The sequence below is a fragment of the Sphingomonas sp. genome (genome assembly GCF_036402235.1).
In the GTDB taxonomy this organism is placed as follows: Bacteria; Pseudomonadota; Alphaproteobacteria; order Sphingomonadales; family Sphingomonadaceae; genus Sphingomonas.
The window spans coordinates 47,555-64,966 of sequence record NZ_DASWTG010000020.1; the positions used below are offsets into that span (position 1 = coordinate 47,555).

Sequence of the window (17,412 nt, forward strand, 5' to 3'; positions counted from 1 at the left end):
GTCGATGTGCAATGACTACCGGCTCGAGGTCGACATCGCCTCGATCATGGAGGACTTCGACGACCTCAAGATCAAGATCGACCTGCCCGAGGGCACACCGAATGTCTCGGCCCGCGAAGACATAAAGATCACAGATGTGGCGCCGATCGTCCGCAGTTCCGCGAGCGGCGCTGAGCTCGTCAACCGGCGCTGGAGTTGGCCGGGGCCGGGCGGCAAGCCGGTCTACAATTTCCGCGCGGAGGGTCGGCAGTTCGGCTCAAATCGCTGCCTGATCCTGGCCGACGGCTTCTACGAGTTTACCAAGCCCGAGGACCCCAAGCAAAAGCGCCAGGACAAATGGCTGTTCACGCTCGCCGGCCATCGCTGGTTCTGCATCGCCGGCATCTGGAGGGAAAGTTCGGTCGGCGAGGCCTTCACCATGCTCACGATCGAGCCCGGGGAGGATGTGGCGCCCTACCATTCCCGACAGATCGTGCCGCTTCCACGCGATCGCTGGGCGGCGTGGCTCGACCCACGGGTTCCCGCCGACGACGTGCTGGTTGCCCTGCCAAAGGGAAGTCTGGAGGTACTGCGCGTCTTTCCGCCCGCGCCTGCGCAGGCAGCGCTGCTGTGACCATGGCCGATGATCTCTCCCTCGAGCGCTTCGTGGAGGCCCAGGAGCCGATCTATGCGACCGCGCTCGCCGAGATGCGGCGCGGCGCCAAGCGTTCGCACTGGATGTGGTTCATCTTCCCCCAGCTCGCCGGTCTCGGGCGCAGCGAGACGGCACGTTTCTTCGGTATCCGCTCGTTGAACGAGGCGCAGGCCTATCTGGGTCACCCCGTGCTCGGGCCCCGCTATCTCGAATGTGTCGGGGCGCTTCAGGATCTCGACATCAGCGATCCCGTCGCGGTCTTCGGAGCGGTCGACGCGATGAAGTTCCGCTCGTCGCTGACATTGTTCGAGACCGCGCGGCCAACGCCGCTGCTCGCCGCAGCGCTCGACCGTTGGTTCGGTGGCGAGCGCGACACCGCCACGCTCAGCCGACTAGAGCGCTGAACGCCGGCGCGGGTACCCGAATCAGTCATCCAGAGAAGCTCAGCGCTGTGGATCATTTCCGTCTTGCTTGATGCGGCGCCATGATTGCCCCAGCAGTTTTGCCGTGCGTTCCAATGCGGCTTCGGCGCGGGCCTTCATGACCTCGGTACGTTCGAGCAGCTCACGGAATTTGGCTTCGGACATTGTGCGCTCCCGGCAGGCGGGAGCGCGGTTGGTCTCTCAGCTGACCGGGCCCAAGGATCGACGGTCAATGTCGGAAAGATGGGGGTCCGCGTCCGCCTTTGCAACGCGGGGCGGTCTCGATCTGGTCTGACGACCCGCGGTGAGGGCCATCCGACACCTTGACGAAACGCCCGCCGAAGCGGAACATAATAGGAACGAACGAGTCGTTATTCCCTTATGCCAACCGAAGCTGCCTTTACCGAGACCGATCGCGCGCGCCTGCTTGCCGAGCTGAAGGCGCGTATCGCCGCCCCTGAGACAAGCGACGCGCGCTCGTTGCCGTTCGGGATCGCGCCGCTCGACTCAAGGCTTGCCCATGGCGGGATCGATAGCGGCGGGCTCCACGAGATAGCCGCGGCATCACCGACCCTGGGGGACGACGCGGCCGCAACCTTGTTCGTCGCGGGAATCGCAGCGCGCTTCGCCGATTCGCCGGCGGCATCGATCGCCTGGGCGCTGACCCGGTTCGACCTGTACGCGCCGGGCCTCGAGCAGGCAGGCATCCCGCCTTCAAAGCTCCTCTATCTGGAGGCGCGGGACGAGACGATGGCGCTTGCGCTCGCTGAAGACTGTCTGCGCCTTGGCAGCTTCGCCGCGGTCGTCGCCGAAGTGAAAGCCGCCGACCAGACCGCAACGCGCCGGCTCCAGCTTGCTGCCGCCGACGGCCACACCCCGATGCTACTGCTGCGCCGCTGGGCCAGGGCTGCGCGCGACCCGCTGGAAAAGCCCTCGGCCGCCTGCACGCGCTGGCGCATCGGCTGCGCGCCCTCGGCCCGGCTCGCTTATCCCGGCGTCGGCCGAGGCCGCTGGTCGGTCGAACTCGTCCGCCAGCGTGGCAGCAATCCCTTCTCTCTCACTCTCGAGGCATGCGATGACACGGGTCGCCTCGCTCTACCTGCCGCAGCTCGCGATCGAGCGACTGCGCCGGTTGCAGCGACCAGCCGCGCCGCCTGAGCGCGCCTGGTCCCCGGCGCCGATCCTGCCGCCTATCGACGATGACCCGGGTGCCTGTTCGGTGCCGCGCGGCGGCGGCTGGCGTCCCGGCGCACGCTGGGCGCACGACGGCGCCGCCAAAGGCGCCGATATCGAGGAGCAAATCGCACGCCTTCCCGCGCATCAGCGACCGCCCATGCGCGTGCTCGGCCGGCGATCAGAGGCCGCCGATCCGCCGTTTCGCGCGATGCGGCCGGACGAAGGAGGACCGGCCGGTGCTGCACGCGCACCGGTCGCGATGCCCTTATGGGGCCATCCGACGGTGCTGATCGAACGAGTCGGACAGCGCGAGATGGTGACCGCCGCCTGCCCGGTCGCGCTGGGGCTTGGCCTCGCCCCCGGCATGGCCGCCGCCCACGCTCGTGCATTGGTCGGCGATCTCGATATTCAGGACGCCGATCCTTTGGCCGACCGCGAATGGCTCGATCGTCTCGCGCTCCATGCCGTCGCCCACTGGACCCCGACCGCCAGCCTGTCCGGCAGTGACGGCATCTGGCTCGACATGACCGGGGCCAGTCACCTCTTCGGCGGGGAAGCGCGGTTTTGCCATCATGTGCTGCGCTTTCTCGCGCGGCTGGGCTTTTCGGGCGCGATCGCCATCGCCGGAACGCCCGGCACCGCCCATGCACTCGCCCGCTATGGCGGCGCGCCGATCACGGTCCTGCCGCCCTCCACCGAGGCTTCGGCCCTGGCCCAGCTGCCGGTCGCGGGGCTTCGTCTCCAGCCCGACGCGCTCGCTGCCGCGGCGCGGTTCGGGCTCGAACGTATCGGCGACCTCTATCCGATGCCGCGGGGGCCTCTGGCACGCCGCCTCGGCCTCGCCGCCGTTGAGCGGCTCGACCAGGCGCTCGGGCGCGCGGCCGAGCCGATCGTCGCGCTGATCCCGTTCGAGGCGCCCGAAGTCACGCGCCGGCTGCTCGAGCCGATCGGAACCGCCGAAGCGATCGCGCGGGTGATCGCCGATCTGGTCGACGACCTGGTGCTGGTCCTCCAGCAGCGGGGACTCGGGGTTCGCAGCGTCGTGCTGACCGCCGTCCGCGTCGACGGCGCCGACCAGCGCATTGCGATCGGCGCATCGCGCGCCACGCGCGACGCGAAGCATCTCGTGCGCATGTTCGGCCTGAAGCTCGATCGCATCGATCCGGGGCTCGGCATCGAGGCGATGCACCTGACCGTCCCACACAGCGAACCGCTCGGTGCGCGTCTTGGCGACACGCTGCTGCCGGAAAGCGGCGATGCGCCGGATCTCGCCCCCGCGATCGACCAGCTTGCCGGGCGCGCCGGGGAGCAGGCGGTGTTCCGCCTCACCCTCGAGCAAAGCGATGTGCCCGAGCGCGCCGTGCGGCGCGCCGGCCCCCTTGCCGCCGCGTCGGGCTGGCCAGCCTGGAAGCGCCCGGTCCGGCTGCTCCGGCGCCCCGAACAACTCAGCCATGTCGTGGCTCTGCTTCCCGACCATCCGCCGCGCCGCTTCACCTGGCGCGGCAAGCATTATGCGGTCACCGCCGGCGACGGGCCCGAGCGCATCCATGGCGAATGGTGGCGGACCGATCGCGAGCTCTGGGCGGTGCGCGACTATTTTCGGGTCGAAGTCGAGGGCGGGCAGCGTTTCTGGGTGTTCCGCCGCGGCGACGGGGTCGTGCCCGAGACCGGCGATCTCAGCTGGTATCTGCACGGGTTCTTCGGCTGATGACTACCTATGTCGAACTGCAGGTGACCAGCCATTTCTCCTTCCTGCGGGGCGCCTCCTCGCCCGAGGAACTGTTCGCCGCCGCGCAGCTGCAGGGCCATCGCGCACTCGGGCTATGCGACTGGGGCAGCGTCGCCGGCGTGGTGCGCGGCTGGGACGGGCAGAAAGCGACCGGCGTGCGAATGATCCCCGGCGCGCGCGTCGACCTGACTGACGGGCGCGCCCTCTTGCTCTATCCGACGGACCGGCAGGCCTGGTCGCGGCTCACTCGGCTGCTGTCGCGCGGCAAGGCGCGCGGCGGCAAGGGCTTCTGCATCCTCGACTGGAGCGACGTTGCCGATCATGCCGAGGGGCTGGTCGCGATCCTGCTGCCGGACCTCGCCGACACGGTCACGCGCGGCCATTTGCTGGAACTGGCCGCGTTGTTCGGCACGCGCGCTCATTGCGCGCTGTCGCTGCGCCGCCGCCCCGACGAGTTCGAGCGGCTCCATGCGCTCGATGCGCTCGCCCGCGAGATGGGCGTGCGCGCGGTCGCGACCGGCGACATCCTCTATCACACCCCCGAGGCGCGCCCGCTCCAGGACGTGGTGACCGCGATTCGCGAGCGGACCACGGTCGATGCGCTCGGCTTCCGGCGCGAGCGCTTCATGGACCGGCATCTCAAAGCCCCGGCCGAGATGCAGCGCCGTTTCGCCGCCTTCCCCGATGCGATTGCGGCGAGCGCCGACATCGCCTTCATGTGCGCCTTCGACCTCGGCGAGATCCGCTATCAATATCCCTATGAGCAGGTGATGGCGGGCAAGAGCGCGCAGGAGGCGCTGACCCTCCTGACCCATGAGGCCGCCGCGGCGAAGTTCCCGGAGGGCGTGCCTTCAGCCTATGCCGACCAGATCGCCCATGAGCTCAAACTGATCGGCGAGCTCGGTTACGCGCCCTATTTCCTCACCGTCCGCTCGATCGTCGACGAGAGCCGCCGTCGCGGCATCCTTTGCCAGGGGCGCGGCTCGGCGGCGAACAGTTGCGTCTGCTTCCTGCTCGGCATCACTTCGATCGATCCGATCCAGCACGAATTGCTGTTCGAGCGCTTCGTCTCCGGCGAGCGCAAGGAGCCGCCCGACATCGATGTCGATTTCGAGCATGAGCGCCGCGAGGAGATCATCCAGTGGATCTACGAAACCTATGGCCGCCACCGCTCCGCGCTGACCGCAGTGGTGACGCGCTACCGCACCCGCGGCGCGGTCGCCGAGGTCGGCAAGGCGCTCGGGCTGCCGCGCGACCTGACCAAGATGCTGACCGGCCTCGTCTGGGGGTGGTCGATGGACGGCATCTCGGACGAGCAGATCGCGAGCCTCAATCTCAATTCAAACGACCATCGCCTCAAGTTGACCTTGCGCCTCGCGCGCCAATTGATCGGCACCCCGCGCCACCTCTCGCAGCATCCCGGTGGCTTCGTGCTGACCCAGGACCGCTTGGACGATCTCGTGCCGATCGAGCCCGCGCGGATGGAGGATCGGCAGATCATCGAATGGGACAAGGACGATATCGACGCGCTCCGCTTCATGAAGGTCGATGTGCTGGGCTTGGGCATGCTCGGCTGCATGAACCGCGCCTTCAACCTCCTCGAGGTGCACAAGGGCGTGAAGGTCGGGATGGCCGACCTCCAGGACGACGATCCTGAAGTCTACAAGATGATCCAGAAGGCCGACACGCTCGGGGTCTTCCAGATCGAATCGCGCGCGCAGATGTCGATGCTCCCGCGCATGAAGCCCACCCGCTTCTACGACCTCGTCATCGAGGTCGCGATCGTCCGGCCCGGGCCGATCCAGGGCGACATGGTCCATCCCTATCTCCGCCGCCGCGAGGGCAAGGAGAAGCCCGAATATCCCCGGCCCGAGCTGCGCGCCGTGCTCGAGAAGACGCTGGGCGTGCCGCTCTTTCAGGAGCAGGCGATGAAGGTCGCGATCGTCGGCGCGGGCTTCACGCCCGCCGAGGCCGATCAGCTCCGGCGCGCCATGGCGACCTTCAAGCTGACCGGCGGCGTCAGCCATTTCTACGACAAGCTCGTCGGGGGCATGGTCGCGCGCGGCTATCCGCAGGAATTTGCCGAGCGCACCTTCAAGCAGATCGAGGGATTCGGCTCCTACGGCTTTCCGGAGAGCCACGCCGCTTCCTTCGCCAAGATCGCTTATGCCTCGTGCTGGATGAAGCATCATCATCCCGACATCTTCTGCGCGGCTTTGCTCAACGCCCAGCCGATGGGCTTCTATGCGCCCGCCCAGATCGTTCGCGATGCGCAAGCGCACGGCATCGAGGTGCGGCCGGTCTCGATCAACCATAGCCATTGGGATTGCACGCTCGAGGCGCCGACGCCGGGCGGCCGCCATCTCGCGGTGCGGCTCGGCTTTCGTCAGGTGCGCGGGCTCGCCAACGTCCATGGCGCGGCGATCGCGGTGGCGCGGGGCGATGCGGCTTATGAAAGCGTCGAGGAGGTGTGGCGCCGCGCCGGCGTGCCCCGCGCCGCGATCGAACGGCTCGCCGAGGCCGACGCGTTCCATTGCATCGCGGAGGATCGCCGCCAAGGCCTGTGGAAGGTCAAGGGCCTCGGCGAAGCACCGCTGCCGCTGTTCGCCGCGGCCGATGCCCGAGAAGGCGGCTTCTCGCCCGAGGGGCTCGAGCCGCGCGTCACGCTCCAGCCGCTCACCGACGGCCGCGAAGTGGTCGAGGATTATCGCTCGCTGCAGCTGTCGCTGCGCGCGCATCCGTTGTCCTTCCTGCGCGAGCAGCTCGCCGCCGAAAAGGTCGTGCGCTGCGGCGATCTCGCCTCGATCCGCGACGGGCGCCATGTCGAGGTCGCCGGCGTGATCCTCGTCCGCCAGCGCCCGGGCTCGGCGCGGGGCGTGCTGTTTATCACCATCGAGGACGAGACCGGCGTCGCCAACGGCATCCTTTGGCCCGACCGGTTCGAGAAGCAGCGCCGCGCGGTGATGTCGGCCTCGATGGTAAGCTTGCGCGGGCGGCTCCAGAAGGAGGGCCAGGTCATCCATGTCATCGTCGATCGCGTCGTGCCCCGCGACGAGATGCTGCGCTCGATCGGACGGATGGATATGCCCGTGCCCTTCGGCCGCGGCGATGGCGCGACCCATGCCGGCAGCCCCGACCGCGGCGATCCGGGCTGGAAGCCGCGCGACCTCTATTCGCCACCTTTTCCGAACGGCGCCGATCCCGAGGATTTGATCAAAGTACGCAGCCACGACTTCCATTGAGCGGATGCCGAGTTTCTCCACGGTTCCGGCGACGCGTTCAGGTTGCAACACCTCGATGCGCCTCGCGAGCGGTATCCATAATTTGCTTTCGATTCGCGGGAAGCGATACCCCTGCAAAACCATGTCTAAGGAATGCGCCTATTGCGGATTACCGCGTCCCCTGACGCGTGAACACATCTGGCCCAATGCGTTTCTTCGGCGCGGCAACTTCGGCCTGAAATATTCTGCGAAAGCCGGCCGCACCTTTGAGGGCGACCTGATCGTCAGGGACGTCTGTGGCCCGTGCAACAATGGTCCTCTCGGAACGCTAGATAATTACGCCTGCGAACTCTGGGACAGCAACTTCAGACACTTCCCAGAACATCTTACGCCTGTCCGTTTTCAGTTCGAATACGGCAAGCTGACGCGGTGGCTGATCAAGATCGCCTTCAACTCGGCGCGGGCGCAAGGGCACGAAGACGCCGAGCTTTTCACACGATACCGCCCCATCCTTCTAGCGGAGGGCGACAGCAGCCCGCTTTATGTGAACGTCTTCGTCTCTCTGGTGGGCCCAGGGATGCTCGCGTTTGCCGACGGACGACCCGCCAGGAAAATTTATCCTCAGGCGGCCCGCTCCGGTCCCCTCATCGTCCCCAATGTTAACGGCTACCAGCACGTCAGCACCCGGATGGTGATGATCAACGGCTATTTCTTCACCCTCATCCTCTCTCGCACCCCAACAATGCCTGGAGGCGACATGATCGAGTTGCTGCGCCGTATTCCAGGCGAGCCACTGGCACTGGGAGGCGAGATGGAACTCATGACCACCATGAACGCCAACCAGGCGCTGACAGGCATCGGCAATTGGCCGCGCGCGTCGAAAAGGAAGTGACAGCCGACCATATCTGAACTGAGCTAAGCGCGCTTCGCTTGGAGCCTTCCTGCCTTCACCTCGAAGTAGATCCAGTTCAGAAACGCGTCTGCCTCAGACAGGTCGGTCGTCCCGATGCGGGTGCCGAGCGCCCGTATCGTCTCACAGATTTGCGCGTATCGCGCAGGCCCGATGGCATGAAATTGGGCGTACCGGGCCGTCTCTATGCCAAGCGCCCTCAGGGCTCCGACGGTATTGCCGTTGTAGATGGCGTACCGCGTCGGGGCGAAGGTGCAGAGCATCTCGGTCGCCATGTTGAGGCCTACGCCGGGGATCAGATCGCCCGCCCTTCTGATCGCATCATAGCCCTCCTGCGCCGGCCGATGACTCATCGACCGCGCCAGCTCGAAGAAGCGAATCATCTCCTTTTCATGCTCCAAGGCCTTGCTGCCCTGTCGCGGAATATTGGCGGACCCCCAGAGATGCGCGCCACCGGAACTACCCATCAGGTCCCCAAGGCCGTCACGAAGCTGCGCCTTGGCTCTTTGCGTTGTCGGACCATCGCTCAGAGCGGCGATCGCCCTTTGTAGCCTGAGAGCCTTCGCTCGCGATCGCCTTCGAGCGGCTAGATCAGACATCGCCTTGGGATTTGCGAGATAGAGACGGTGCCAATCGGAAATCACCCGCAAATCAATACCAGCCGGCAGTGCGGCGTCCCGCGCTTTCTCGTACTTGTCCCGCTCGCGCTTATCGATCGCGTGATCGGACGAATATTGCTGAAGCAGGAGCGGATCCAGCTCCTGCAGCCGGGACCATTTGCGGTATCGCTCGAAGGTGGCCTCAATGCTCTTGCCAATGGTATCATCGAGGGCATGCGTCACGCAGAGCGATAGCTCTTCATTTTTGTCCAGCGCGCCGCCCGTCATGTTTGCTGAGCCAATGAGGCTACGACAAGTCGCTCCTGCCCGTGCCGCAAAGATCTTGGGATGAAAGGTGGCGGGTGCCCGGTCGGCGACGCGTATCATACATGCCGTGTGCCGTTGTTTGAGAGTTAGCAGCTCCTCAAGCGCGCAAGGATCGGTGTGAAAGAAGTCGGTCCCGACGAAAACCTCGACGTTCGCGCCAGCTCTCAGCTGCTTTCCAAGAATCGGAACAATGAAGTCGGCACCTCGCCGCTTCAGGAACGCCACGGCGATTTTGATGTCCTCGGCGCCGTCGAACAAGTCGCGGATGGATGCCGCATGGCCCGGCATGCTCGCGTTGGACACGAGCACCACGGGATCACTCACCAGGAGAGATTTCGGTAAAAGTCCGCCGGCTGTGGCATTTGATGATCATAGCTCGACATGCCGAGAAGGCATAGTATCGATCTGACGAGACGCCGACTAGACTGCTATAGGACCGAACCGGGGCTCCGACATTTCGCCAGAGGAGGAGCAATTATGGGAAAAGACGATTTCAGGTGCGACGTTTGTGGCGAGTACGCCCCCGCCCACGATCCCGATTGCGCCATTGTCCGAGATACCCGGCGCAAAGATGCCGAGGCGAAGGGTCGGAGCAGGCCTACAACCCCGCGGCGTTGAAAGCCGACAACAAGGCGCAACCGCAGGCTCCCCCACGCTGGTATTATTGCTGGGTCGGTTGGCGTGAGGGTCGAGGACGGGATCCCGACCGCGCCGCGAGCGAGCTTTCGATCAACCCAATCAGCTAACCTGCTGCCGCTTGAGAAACGCCTCTACGGCAGCCGCGCCGTTGCCGGCTGCATTGACCGCTTCCTGCAACCGTTCGCGGCTCACCCCGAACTTGTTCGTCCAGTAGCGCACCTCATAATCCTCACCCATGGCGATGCGGGAAGCGTCCTGGGGCGCGCGCAGGCTGGTGTCGTCGCTCATTTCTTCTCTCCTCTTGGCAAAGAATCAACGAGATTCGCGTCGGTTCCCACCCTGCGCCGGTCAGGAGGGGAAGGCTTTCCCCTGACGGCAAGCCAGGGTCTTGCCGTACCCCTTCTGCAGGGCCGCGCCCCGCAACGCCCCGCCTGAAGAGGGAGAGAGGGGCCGTGCCGGCTGTGACGGGTCAGGGCCGAGAGAGAGTCTTCCGGCGCCCGTCGCGGAGAATCCCCATGGCAACCATCATCGATCACGACCCCGCTCCCGCCGCCCGTGCCGCTTCGGGTGCCTACAAGGTCGATATCTCGCGCGGGCAGCGCATCGGCCGCGTCTCGTCCGAATGGTTCTCGCGGCCCGACGACGAGCGCTTCCTGTCGCTCACCGAGCTTCACGCGGCGGTCGAGGCGCGAGCCCGGCGCGCCTCGACCCGGACGGTCGAGACCCGCGAGGTTCGGGTAGAGGCGAGCCGCGACGATCCCGAGCGGCTGGCGCTTCTGCTGCCCGGCCGTGACGCTCCGGTCGCGCCGACCCATTGGTCGTTCGGCCAGCTCTGCGGCCTGGTCGGCGCGCCGTCCGGCTATCTGCGCCAGCTGCCCGCACCGCTCTCGGGCATCAACTTGCAGCACGGCCTGCTGACCCATCGCGGCGAGCTCATCAAGACGCTCGAGACCGAGGAAGGGCGCACCGAGCTGCGCGCCGTGACAGGTCCCGATTATGGCAGGATCTGGGATCACGAGCTGGTCGCGGCCGTGATGCGGATCGCGGGCAATGGCACCGGCGACACGCGCTGGAAGGTACCGGGCATGCTCGATTGGTCGACCATGACCCACAACCCGTTCGTCGAAGTGACGAAGGACACGACCACGCTCTATGCGAGCGACCGCGACGTCTTCCTGTTCCTGGTCGATGACACGCACCCGATCGAGGCCGGCAAGCTGCCCAACGGCGATCCCGACCTCTACTTCCGCGGCTTCTACTGCTGGAACAGCGAGGTCGGCTCGAAGACCCTCGGCATGGCGAGCTTCTATCTCCGCGCCGTCTGCATGAACCGCAACATCTGGGGCGCCGAAGGCTTCGAGGAGATCAGCATCCGCCACTCGAAGTTCGCCGCCAACCGCTTCGCGCATGAAGCGGCGCCGGCGCTCGAGACTTTCGCCAACTCTTCGCCTGCGCCCTTCATGTCGGGCATCATGGCCGCGCGGCAGCGGGTGGTCGCACGCAGCGACGAGGACCGGCAGGACTTCCTGCGCAAGCGCGGCTTCTCCAAAGCGGAGACCGGCAGGATCATCGCCACGGTGCTCGACGAGGAGGGGCATCCGCCCGCGTCCATCTTCGACTTCGTCCAGGGCATCACCGCGGTCGCGCGGGACAAACCCCATCAGGACGCGCGGCTCGAGCTCGAGGGCAAGGCGGCGAAGCTGCTCGCGGATGCCGCCTGACGTCCGCAACCCCTGTCCCTAGGTCCGGCGCGGTCCTCCCCCATCAAAGGGAGAGGGCTGCGCCGTCACCATGACGGGGTTGAGGGTCGAGAGAGAGGCTCCCGGCCGCCCGTCATGGAGAAGACCCATGACCAAGCCGACCAAGATCGCGCTCAGTGCCTCGCGCGACATTCCCTTCAACCAGCTGGTGCTCAGCCAGTCCAATGTCCGGCGCGTAAAGGCGGGCGTCTCGATCGACGCGCTCGCCGCCGACATCGCCCGGCGTGGGCTGCTCCAGAGCCTGACCGTCCGCGCCCAGCGCGACGAATCTGGCGCCGAGACCGGCAAGTTCGAAGTGCCGGCGGGCGGCCGCCGCTTTCGGGCGCTGCAGCAGCTCGTCAAGGCGAAGCGACTGTCGCGCACGGTGCCGGTGCCGTGCATCGTGCGCGAGGATGACGAGATCTCGGCCGAGGAGGATTCGCTCGCCGAGAACACCCACCGCGAAGCGCTCCACCCGCTCGACCAGTTTCGCGCGATGCAGCAGCTCGCCGGCCAGGGCACCGATGTCGAGACGATCGCCGCGACCTTCATGACCACGCCCGCGGTGGTCAGGCAGCGTCTCCGCCTCGCCTCGGTCTCGCCGCGGCTCCACGACATCTATGCCGAGGACGGCATGACGCTCGAGCAGCTCATGGCCTTCTCGGTGTCCGAGGACCATGCGCGCCAGGAGCAGGTCTGGGAGTTGCTCCAGTCGAGCCACAACAAGCAACCCTGGATGATCCGCCACAAGCTCACCGAGGAAACGGTGCGCGCATCGGACAAGCGCGTCCGCTTCATCGGCCTCGACGCCTACCAGGCCGCCGGCGGCTACGTGCTGCGCGACCTGTTCGAGGCCGATGACGGCGGCTGGGTCCAGGACGTCGCCCTGCTCGACGCCCTTGTCGACGAGAAGCTCAAGGCCGAGGCGGATCGCATCGCCGGTGAGGGCTGGAAGTGGATCGCCGTCGCGGTCGAGTTTCCGTGTGACGCCGATGCGGGCATGCGCATGCTCGAAGGCGAGCAGCCGCCGCTCACCGACGAACAGGAAGCCCGGCTCGAGGCGCTGCGCCGCGAAGCCGAGCAGCTCGAGAACGACTGGTCGGGCAAGCCCGAGATCCCTGACGAGATCGACGCGCGTGTGACCGCGATCGACGAGGAGATCGCCGCGATCGTCGAACGCCCGCTGGCCTATGATCCCGAGGAAGTGGCGCGCGCGGGCGTGTTCGTCAGCATCGACCGGATGGGCGGCCTCGACATCGACCGCGGCTATGTCCGCCCCGAGGACGAGCCCGGCCTGGAGATCGTCGACGACGAAGTGCCGGACCCGGATGCCTTGGCCGAGCGCGCCGACGCCGATGAGGCGGCGATGGGCGGTGGCGGTGAGCTGACGGCTCCGGACGCGGGCGAGGGCGAGGAAGAACAGGAGGACCCGGGCAAGCCGCTTCCCGACCGGCTGGTGACCGAACTCACGACCTGGCGCACGCTGGCGCTGCGCAACGCCGTCGCGCTCAGCCCCGGGGTGGCGTTCGCCGCCGTGCTCCACGCGCTCGTGCTCGATGGCTTCTACCGCTATGCCGGCACCGAAAGCTGCGTCGAGATCTCGGTGCGCGGCGGGAGCCTTGGCATCCAGGCGCCCGGGCTCGGCGACAGCCTGTCGGCGCAGGCGATCGAACAGCGCCATCAGGTCTGGTCCGATCGGCTTCCCGACGACCCCGAACAGCTCTGGGAGACTCTCGCGGCGTTCAGCGCCGATGAGCAGGCCGCTCTGTTCGCCCATTGCGCCTCGTTCGGCATCAATGCGGTGTGGGAGCCGGCCAGCCGCTACAATGAGAATCGGGTGTCGGCGCGCACGGTCGCGGGCCGCATCGCCCATTCGCATGTCCTGGCGCGGGCATCCGGGCTCGACCCGGTGGCGGCAGGCTGGACGGCGACGGTCGACAATTATCTCGGCCGGGTGACCAAGGCGCGCATCCTCTCGGCGGTCGAGGAGGCGAAGGGCGCCGAGGTCTCGGCGCGGCTCGCCGGCCTCAAAAAGCCCGACATGGCGCGCGAGGCCGAGACCGTGCTGGACGGCAGCGGCTGGCTCGCCGAGCCCCTGCGCACGCCGGCACCGCTCGAACCCGACGCGCCGGATGCGCCGCCCATGGCGAACGACGGTGCGGCTTCGCTCGCACCCGACCCGGCGGAGCCGGATGCAGACGCGGATGCGCCGTTCGCCATCGCCGCCGAATGAAGCACTGCCACCTCGGGGTCCGCCACAGCGCGGGCCCCATTTTCTTTTCCGGGAGGCCAGTGATGTCGGCAGCGTCGGATCTCTCACGCCGGCTCGCGCGCAATGCCGAAGCCGCGTGCCGCCACTACCTCCCTGCCGGTCGTCGCGAGGGCCGCTACTGGATCGTGGGCGACGCGCTGGGCTCGGCCGGGCGCAGCCTTTATGTGCGCCTGAAGGGTCCCGACCATGGCCGCGGCGCCGCCGGCAAATGGACCGATGCCGCGACCGGTGGGCATGGCGACCTGCTCGACCTGCTGGCGCTCAACTGCGGACATAGCCGTCTCGCCGACGCGCTCGACGAGGCACGCCGCTTTCTTGCATTGCCCGCGACTGAGGTTCCGCAAATCGTTGATGGCGCGCCCGCGCCGATCGGTTCGCCGCGCGCGGCGCGGCGGCTGTTTGCCGCGTCGCGCCCGATCGGGGCGACGCTCGCCGAGCGCTACCTGTTCTCCCGAGGTATCACCGGCGTCCGAACCGAGCGGTGGCTGCGCTTTCATGCCGCGTGCTGGTACCGCCCCGACCGCGACGATGTCGCACCCACGCCTGCAGCCATGCCCGCGCTCATCGCTGCCGTCACGGACGTCGACGGCGCGATCATGGGCGTCCACCGCACCTGGCTCGACGGCAGCGGCCGCGGCAAGGCGCCGGTGGCGGTCCCGCGCCGCGCCATGGGCGAGTTGCTTGGGCATGGTGTCCGCTTTGGTGCCGCGGGCCCGGTCATGGTCGCCGGCGAAGGCATCGAGACTGTCCTGTCGCTGCGCATGGCGATGCCGCGCGTGCCGATGATCGCCGCCCTGTCGGCCGCGCACCTCGCCGCGATCCGCTTTCCCCCGCCTTTGCGCCGTCTCTATGTCGCACGCGAAGAGGATGGCGCCGGCCGCGCCGCCTTTGGCGCGCTCGAGACGCGGGCCACTGCGGCAGGCATCGAGCTCCTGCCGCTGGCTTCGGTGCTCGACGACTTCAATGCCGACCTGTGCGCATCCGGAACCGGGAAGCTCGCAGAACGGCTGCGTCCCCAGTTACGGACCGAGGATTGTGCCGCGTTCCTTTGATGGCGCAGTCGTCTCGACCTCGTCGCCAGGGCCAGCCTTCGCAGCCGGAGTCCGCGCATTGGCCTTCCGAGAGGGCGACGGGTCGGCAAGCGGCGCGGGCGCGCAACGGCTGCTCCCGGCTATTTTCCGCCGCGGGCTTGAGCGCCCGCTTTGCATCGCGAGCCAAAATAGCCGGGCTTCGCCGTCCTCCGCTTTTGCTCCGGCCTCCCCGGCGCTGCGGCGCCGGACGCTTCACTGGAGGTGCGCGCCCGCGCCGCCCGCCGCCTCGTGTCGCCGTGAAGGCCGCGAGTGCGCGGTCGACAAGCGGAGACGACCCATGACCCTCGATCGAACCGACGACGTGCCCGAGCAATCGCCGCTGGCCGACATGCTCCAGGAACTCGAGCTCTATGGACGCAGGCCCTTTGACGACGAGCTCGATCCGCGGCCTTTGCCCGAAGGACGCCTGGTCGAGGCCGCCGCTGCCGACAGCTTCGATGCAATGGTCGCCTGCCTCGCCGACACCAGGCTCGAGCCCGACATGGAGGATTTGCTCTGGGGCTTCACCAACGTCTTCCATCGCGCGGGCGAGCGGGTCGAGCGCGAGCTGGACGCCAACGAGCAGGCGCAGCGCCGCCTCCAGCGCGAGCAGGACGGCAGCGAGGTCAAGTCGGTCGAGCTCGAGACGCTGATCGCCGAAGGACGCACCATGGTCGAGCGCCGCGACGCCATGGAAGCGTTCCGCGAAGCCTTTGCCGAGCAGTTCCGCCACTATTTCCGCAAGGCCTGGCTGCCCCGCTCGGGCTCGATGCTCAACCGCCGTGCGATGACCGCCGCGGTGATCGAGAGCCGCGAATTCGTGAACGGCCGCCGCTGGACCGATGCTAAGTTGCTCCTGCCGCCCGGCGAGCGCATCTATGTCAGCGGTGGTGCCGACTACGAAGACCACCGCGAGATCTGGCGCATCCTCGACGAGGTCCACGCCCGCAATCCGCAGATGGTGCTGCTGCACGGCGCGTCGCGCACCGGCGCCGAGCGCATCGCGGCACTCTGGGCCGCGCAGCGCGGCATCCCCCAGGTTCCCTTCGCTCCTGACTTCACCAAGCACAGCCGGGCTGCCGCCCCGTTCAAGCGCAACGACAAGGTGCTGTCGATCATGCCGCGCGGCATCATCATCTTCCCGGGCGGCGGCATCCAGGACAATTTGTTCGACAAGGCCCGAGCAGCTGGAATCGCTGTCATCGACCGGCGACGGCGCTGATCGCTGCCGCCGATCCCGGCGCGTGAGCGGGCGGGACCGCCTGTGGACCCGCGCCGCCGAACCGCAACGCGGCATGCTGCCGCGTCCTCCACTGCGTTCCGGCCTGCCGTGCGGTTCGGCTCGTCGCGCGGGTCCGGCTTGGTCCTGCCGCCCGCTCCCGGCCGGCACGACACGGAGATCGATCATGACACCTGAACTGATGCGCCTGCGCCGCGCCCTCGACTGCATGCCCGAGGCGGACCGCCGCGTGTTCGAACTCGCCCGGTTCGAAGCGCTTGATTACTGCCAGATCGCCGAAAGGCTCTGCCTGACCGTGCATCAGGTTGAGGACCACATGGCACAAGCGATCCGGCATTTGGCCGATTATGATCAGGCGCGTTGAGCATGGCCGCGCCGCCCGCTAGGCTTTGACCATGCGTGTCGATCTCGACCATCTCCCCGAAGCCCAGCAGGCCGAACTGGCGCGCGTGCGCCAGACGCTGATGGACGAGTTCGCCGAAGCCATCTCGACGGCCACCAAGCCGTGGAAGAAGAACGGCAGGATCCTCAAGATCATCCTGTTCGGCAGCTATGCGCGAAACGACTGGGTCGACGAGCCGGAGAATGGCTATCAGTCCGACTTCGACCTGCTGGTGATCGTCAGCCACGAGGACCTGACTGACGTCGCCGGCTACTGGTACATCGCCGAGGACAAGATTCAGCGTGATCCCGCCGTGCAGCGGCCGGTAAACATCATCGTCCACACCCTCGATGAGGTGAACAAGGCGCTCCAGCGCGGAGAGTATTTCTGGGTCGACATCGTGCGTGACGGGGTGGTGCTCTACGAGCTGCCTTGTCACCCGTTAGCATCGCCCAAGCCGCTGAGGCCAACCGATGCCTACCGGATGGCATCGGAGTACTACGAGGCTGAGCGGGATTCAGCGGCCAACTGGGAAAAGCTCGCCCGCCTTTCCTTGCAGCAAGGAGATGGCCGGGATTGGCGCAACAAGTCGGTGTTCAACCTGCATCAGGCCACCGAGACAGCGTATGCGTGCTTCCTTCTCGTCCACACTTTGTACTTCCCGCGATCTCACAACATCAAATTCCTTCGGTCTCTCGCAGAGGACAAAGAGCCCAGGCTAATCGAGCCTTGGCCGCGAGCGACCCGCGCCGACCGCCGGCGATTTGAACTCCTCAAGCGGGCTTACGTCGAGGCGCGCTACTCGCCCAGCTATGAGGTTAGTATCGACGATTTAGATGCGCTGGCCTCGGCGGTTACGGACCTTCGAAGCGTGGTCGAGCAACTTTGTATCGAGCGGCTCGCGGAGCTGAAATCCAACGCACATCCTGATTGACGTCGCTCATGTTAGCCTGAGTGGCGGCGGTTAAGCGCCCTAATGTCGGCGGCTCAGCTATCCCGAAGACAACGTTCGTGAGCGGTAGCACGAGCACATTCGCCCATCATGCATCATG

General features: G+C 66.9%; 15 protein-coding genes. 12 read left to right on the forward strand and 3 right to left on the reverse strand.

All coding sequences use genetic code 11. The features are described 5' to 3' along the window. Window positions 1-4 precede the first annotated feature (4 nt). The gene (locus tag VGD28_RS04370) at window positions 5-613 is read left to right on the forward strand and encodes an SOS response-associated peptidase (RefSeq protein WP_331027106.1); all 609 of its coding nucleotides are present in this window, start codon (window positions 5-7) and stop codon (window positions 611-613) included. 2 nt (window positions 614-615) lie between these two features. Further along, window positions 616-1,038 (forward strand): DUF1810 domain-containing protein, encoded by a 423-nt coding sequence (locus VGD28_RS04375; RefSeq protein WP_331027107.1) that lies wholly within the window; start codon window positions 616-618, stop codon window positions 1,036-1,038. A gap of 39 nt (window positions 1,039-1,077) precedes the next feature. On the opposite strand, the gene VGD28_RS04380 is transcribed toward VGD28_RS04375, so the two are convergent. Continuing rightward, complete coding sequence (locus VGD28_RS04380; RefSeq protein WP_331027108.1) at window positions 1,078-1,221, reverse strand: hypothetical protein; 144 nt, start codon at window positions 1,219-1,221, stop codon at window positions 1,078-1,080. A 216-nt stretch (window positions 1,222-1,437) separates the two neighbouring features. Here VGD28_RS04380 and VGD28_RS04385 point away from each other — a divergent pair, with 216 nt between their 5' ends. From VGD28_RS04385 to VGD28_RS04400, 4 genes are all read left to right on the forward strand, one after another. Beyond that, on the forward strand, window positions 1,438-2,214 hold the full coding sequence (locus tag VGD28_RS04385) for a protein ImuA (protein WP_331027109.1): 777 nt from the start codon (window positions 1,438-1,440) through the stop codon (window positions 2,212-2,214). Continuing rightward, a complete protein-coding gene (locus VGD28_RS04390) occupies window positions 2,132-3,940 on the forward strand; it encodes a DUF6504 family protein (RefSeq protein WP_331027110.1) in 1,809 nt (602 codons plus the stop codon). Before VGD28_RS04385 ends, VGD28_RS04390 begins: the two co-directional genes overlap by 83 nt. Continuing rightward, on the forward strand, window positions 3,940-7,203 hold the full coding sequence (locus tag VGD28_RS04395) for an error-prone DNA polymerase (RefSeq protein ID WP_331027111.1): 3,264 nt from the start codon (window positions 3,940-3,942) through the stop codon (window positions 7,201-7,203). The genes VGD28_RS04390 and VGD28_RS04395 overlap by 1 nt, the downstream gene beginning before the upstream one ends. A 121-nt stretch (window positions 7,204-7,324) precedes the next feature. After that, the gene (locus VGD28_RS04400) at window positions 7,325-8,074 is read left to right on the forward strand and encodes a hypothetical protein (protein ID WP_331027112.1); all 750 of its coding nucleotides are present in this window, start codon (window positions 7,325-7,327) and stop codon (window positions 8,072-8,074) included. Between the two features lie 23 nt (window positions 8,075-8,097). On the opposite strand, the gene VGD28_RS04405 is transcribed toward VGD28_RS04400, so the two are convergent. Continuing rightward, a complete protein-coding gene (locus VGD28_RS04405; RefSeq protein ID WP_331027113.1) occupies window positions 8,098-9,342 on the reverse strand; it encodes a hypothetical protein in 1,245 nt (414 codons plus the stop codon). A gap of 414 nt (window positions 9,343-9,756) precedes the next feature. Then, window positions 9,757-9,945 carry a DUF3606 domain-containing protein gene (locus VGD28_RS04410; protein WP_331027114.1) on the reverse strand — a complete coding sequence of 63 codons (189 nt, stop codon included), beginning with the start codon at window positions 9,943-9,945 and terminating at the stop codon, window positions 9,757-9,759. Between the two features lie 227 nt (window positions 9,946-10,172). Here VGD28_RS04410 and VGD28_RS04415 point away from each other — a divergent pair, with 227 nt between their 5' ends. The 6 genes from VGD28_RS04415 to VGD28_RS04440 all read left to right on the forward strand — a co-directional run bounded on the left by VGD28_RS04415 (window position 10,173) and on the right by VGD28_RS04440 (window position 17,294). Then, window positions 10,173-11,378 (forward strand): DUF932 domain-containing protein, encoded by a 1,206-nt coding sequence (locus VGD28_RS04415; RefSeq protein ID WP_331027115.1) that lies wholly within the window; start codon window positions 10,173-10,175, stop codon window positions 11,376-11,378. A 127-nt stretch (window positions 11,379-11,505) separates the two neighbouring features. After that, the gene (locus VGD28_RS04420) at window positions 11,506-13,629 is read left to right on the forward strand and encodes a ParB/RepB/Spo0J family partition protein (protein ID WP_331027116.1); all 2,124 of its coding nucleotides are present in this window, start codon (window positions 11,506-11,508) and stop codon (window positions 13,627-13,629) included. Window positions 13,630-13,691: 62 nt separating this feature from the next. Further along, window positions 13,692-14,720, forward strand: a complete 1,029-nt coding sequence (locus VGD28_RS04425; protein WP_414714465.1) for a DUF7146 domain-containing protein — start codon at window positions 13,692-13,694, stop codon at window positions 14,718-14,720. A gap of 316 nt (window positions 14,721-15,036) precedes the next feature. Beyond that, window positions 15,037-15,960 (forward strand): DUF2493 domain-containing protein, encoded by a 924-nt coding sequence (locus VGD28_RS04430; protein WP_331027118.1) that lies wholly within the window; start codon window positions 15,037-15,039, stop codon window positions 15,958-15,960. A gap of 184 nt (window positions 15,961-16,144) precedes the next feature. Beyond that, on the forward strand, window positions 16,145-16,342 hold the full coding sequence (locus tag VGD28_RS04435; RefSeq protein WP_331027119.1) for a sigma factor-like helix-turn-helix DNA-binding protein: 198 nt from the start codon (window positions 16,145-16,147) through the stop codon (window positions 16,340-16,342). A 31-nt stretch (window positions 16,343-16,373) separates the two neighbouring features. Further along, complete coding sequence (locus VGD28_RS04440) at window positions 16,374-17,294, forward strand: HEPN domain-containing protein (RefSeq protein ID WP_331027120.1); 921 nt, start codon at window positions 16,374-16,376, stop codon at window positions 17,292-17,294. Window positions 17,295-17,412 lie beyond the last annotated feature (118 nt).

What these genes read in the sequence shown, in the direction of transcription:
- VGD28_RS04395 (WP_331027111.1), top strand. Translation starts at nt 3,940, where the DNA reads ATGACTACCTATGTCGAACTGCAGGTGACCAGCCATTTCTCCTTCCTG.
- VGD28_RS04400 (WP_331027112.1), top strand. Translation starts at nt 7,325, where the DNA reads ATGTCTAAGGAATGCGCCTATTGCGGATTACCGCGTCCCCTGACGCGT.
- VGD28_RS04420 (WP_331027116.1), top strand. Translation starts at nt 11,506, where the DNA reads ATGACCAAGCCGACCAAGATCGCGCTCAGTGCCTCGCGCGACATTCCC.
- VGD28_RS04385 (WP_331027109.1), top strand. Translation starts at nt 1,438, where the DNA reads ATGCCAACCGAAGCTGCCTTTACCGAGACCGATCGCGCGCGCCTGCTT.
- VGD28_RS04435 (WP_331027119.1), top strand. Translation starts at nt 16,145, where the DNA reads ATGACACCTGAACTGATGCGCCTGCGCCGCGCCCTCGACTGCATGCCC.
- VGD28_RS04430 (WP_331027118.1), top strand. Translation starts at nt 15,037, where the DNA reads ATGACCCTCGATCGAACCGACGACGTGCCCGAGCAATCGCCGCTGGCC.
- VGD28_RS04425 (WP_414714465.1), top strand. Translation starts at nt 13,692, where the DNA reads ATGTCGGCAGCGTCGGATCTCTCACGCCGGCTCGCGCGCAATGCCGAA.
- VGD28_RS04380 (WP_331027108.1), bottom strand. Translation starts at nt 1,221, where the DNA reads ATGTCCGAAGCCAAATTCCGTGAGCTGCTCGAACGTACCGAGGTCATG.
- VGD28_RS04390 (WP_331027110.1), top strand. Translation starts at nt 2,132, where the DNA reads ATGACACGGGTCGCCTCGCTCTACCTGCCGCAGCTCGCGATCGAGCGA.
- VGD28_RS04410 (WP_331027114.1), bottom strand. Translation starts at nt 9,945, where the DNA reads ATGAGCGACGACACCAGCCTGCGCGCGCCCCAGGACGCTTCCCGCATC.
- VGD28_RS04370 (WP_331027106.1), top strand. Translation starts at nt 5, where the DNA reads ATGTGCAATGACTACCGGCTCGAGGTCGACATCGCCTCGATCATGGAG.
- VGD28_RS04415 (WP_331027115.1), top strand. Translation starts at nt 10,173, where the DNA reads ATGGCAACCATCATCGATCACGACCCCGCTCCCGCCGCCCGTGCCGCT.
- VGD28_RS04375 (WP_331027107.1), top strand. Translation starts at nt 616, where the DNA reads ATGGCCGATGATCTCTCCCTCGAGCGCTTCGTGGAGGCCCAGGAGCCG.
- VGD28_RS04440 (WP_331027120.1), top strand. Translation starts at nt 16,374, where the DNA reads ATGCGTGTCGATCTCGACCATCTCCCCGAAGCCCAGCAGGCCGAACTG.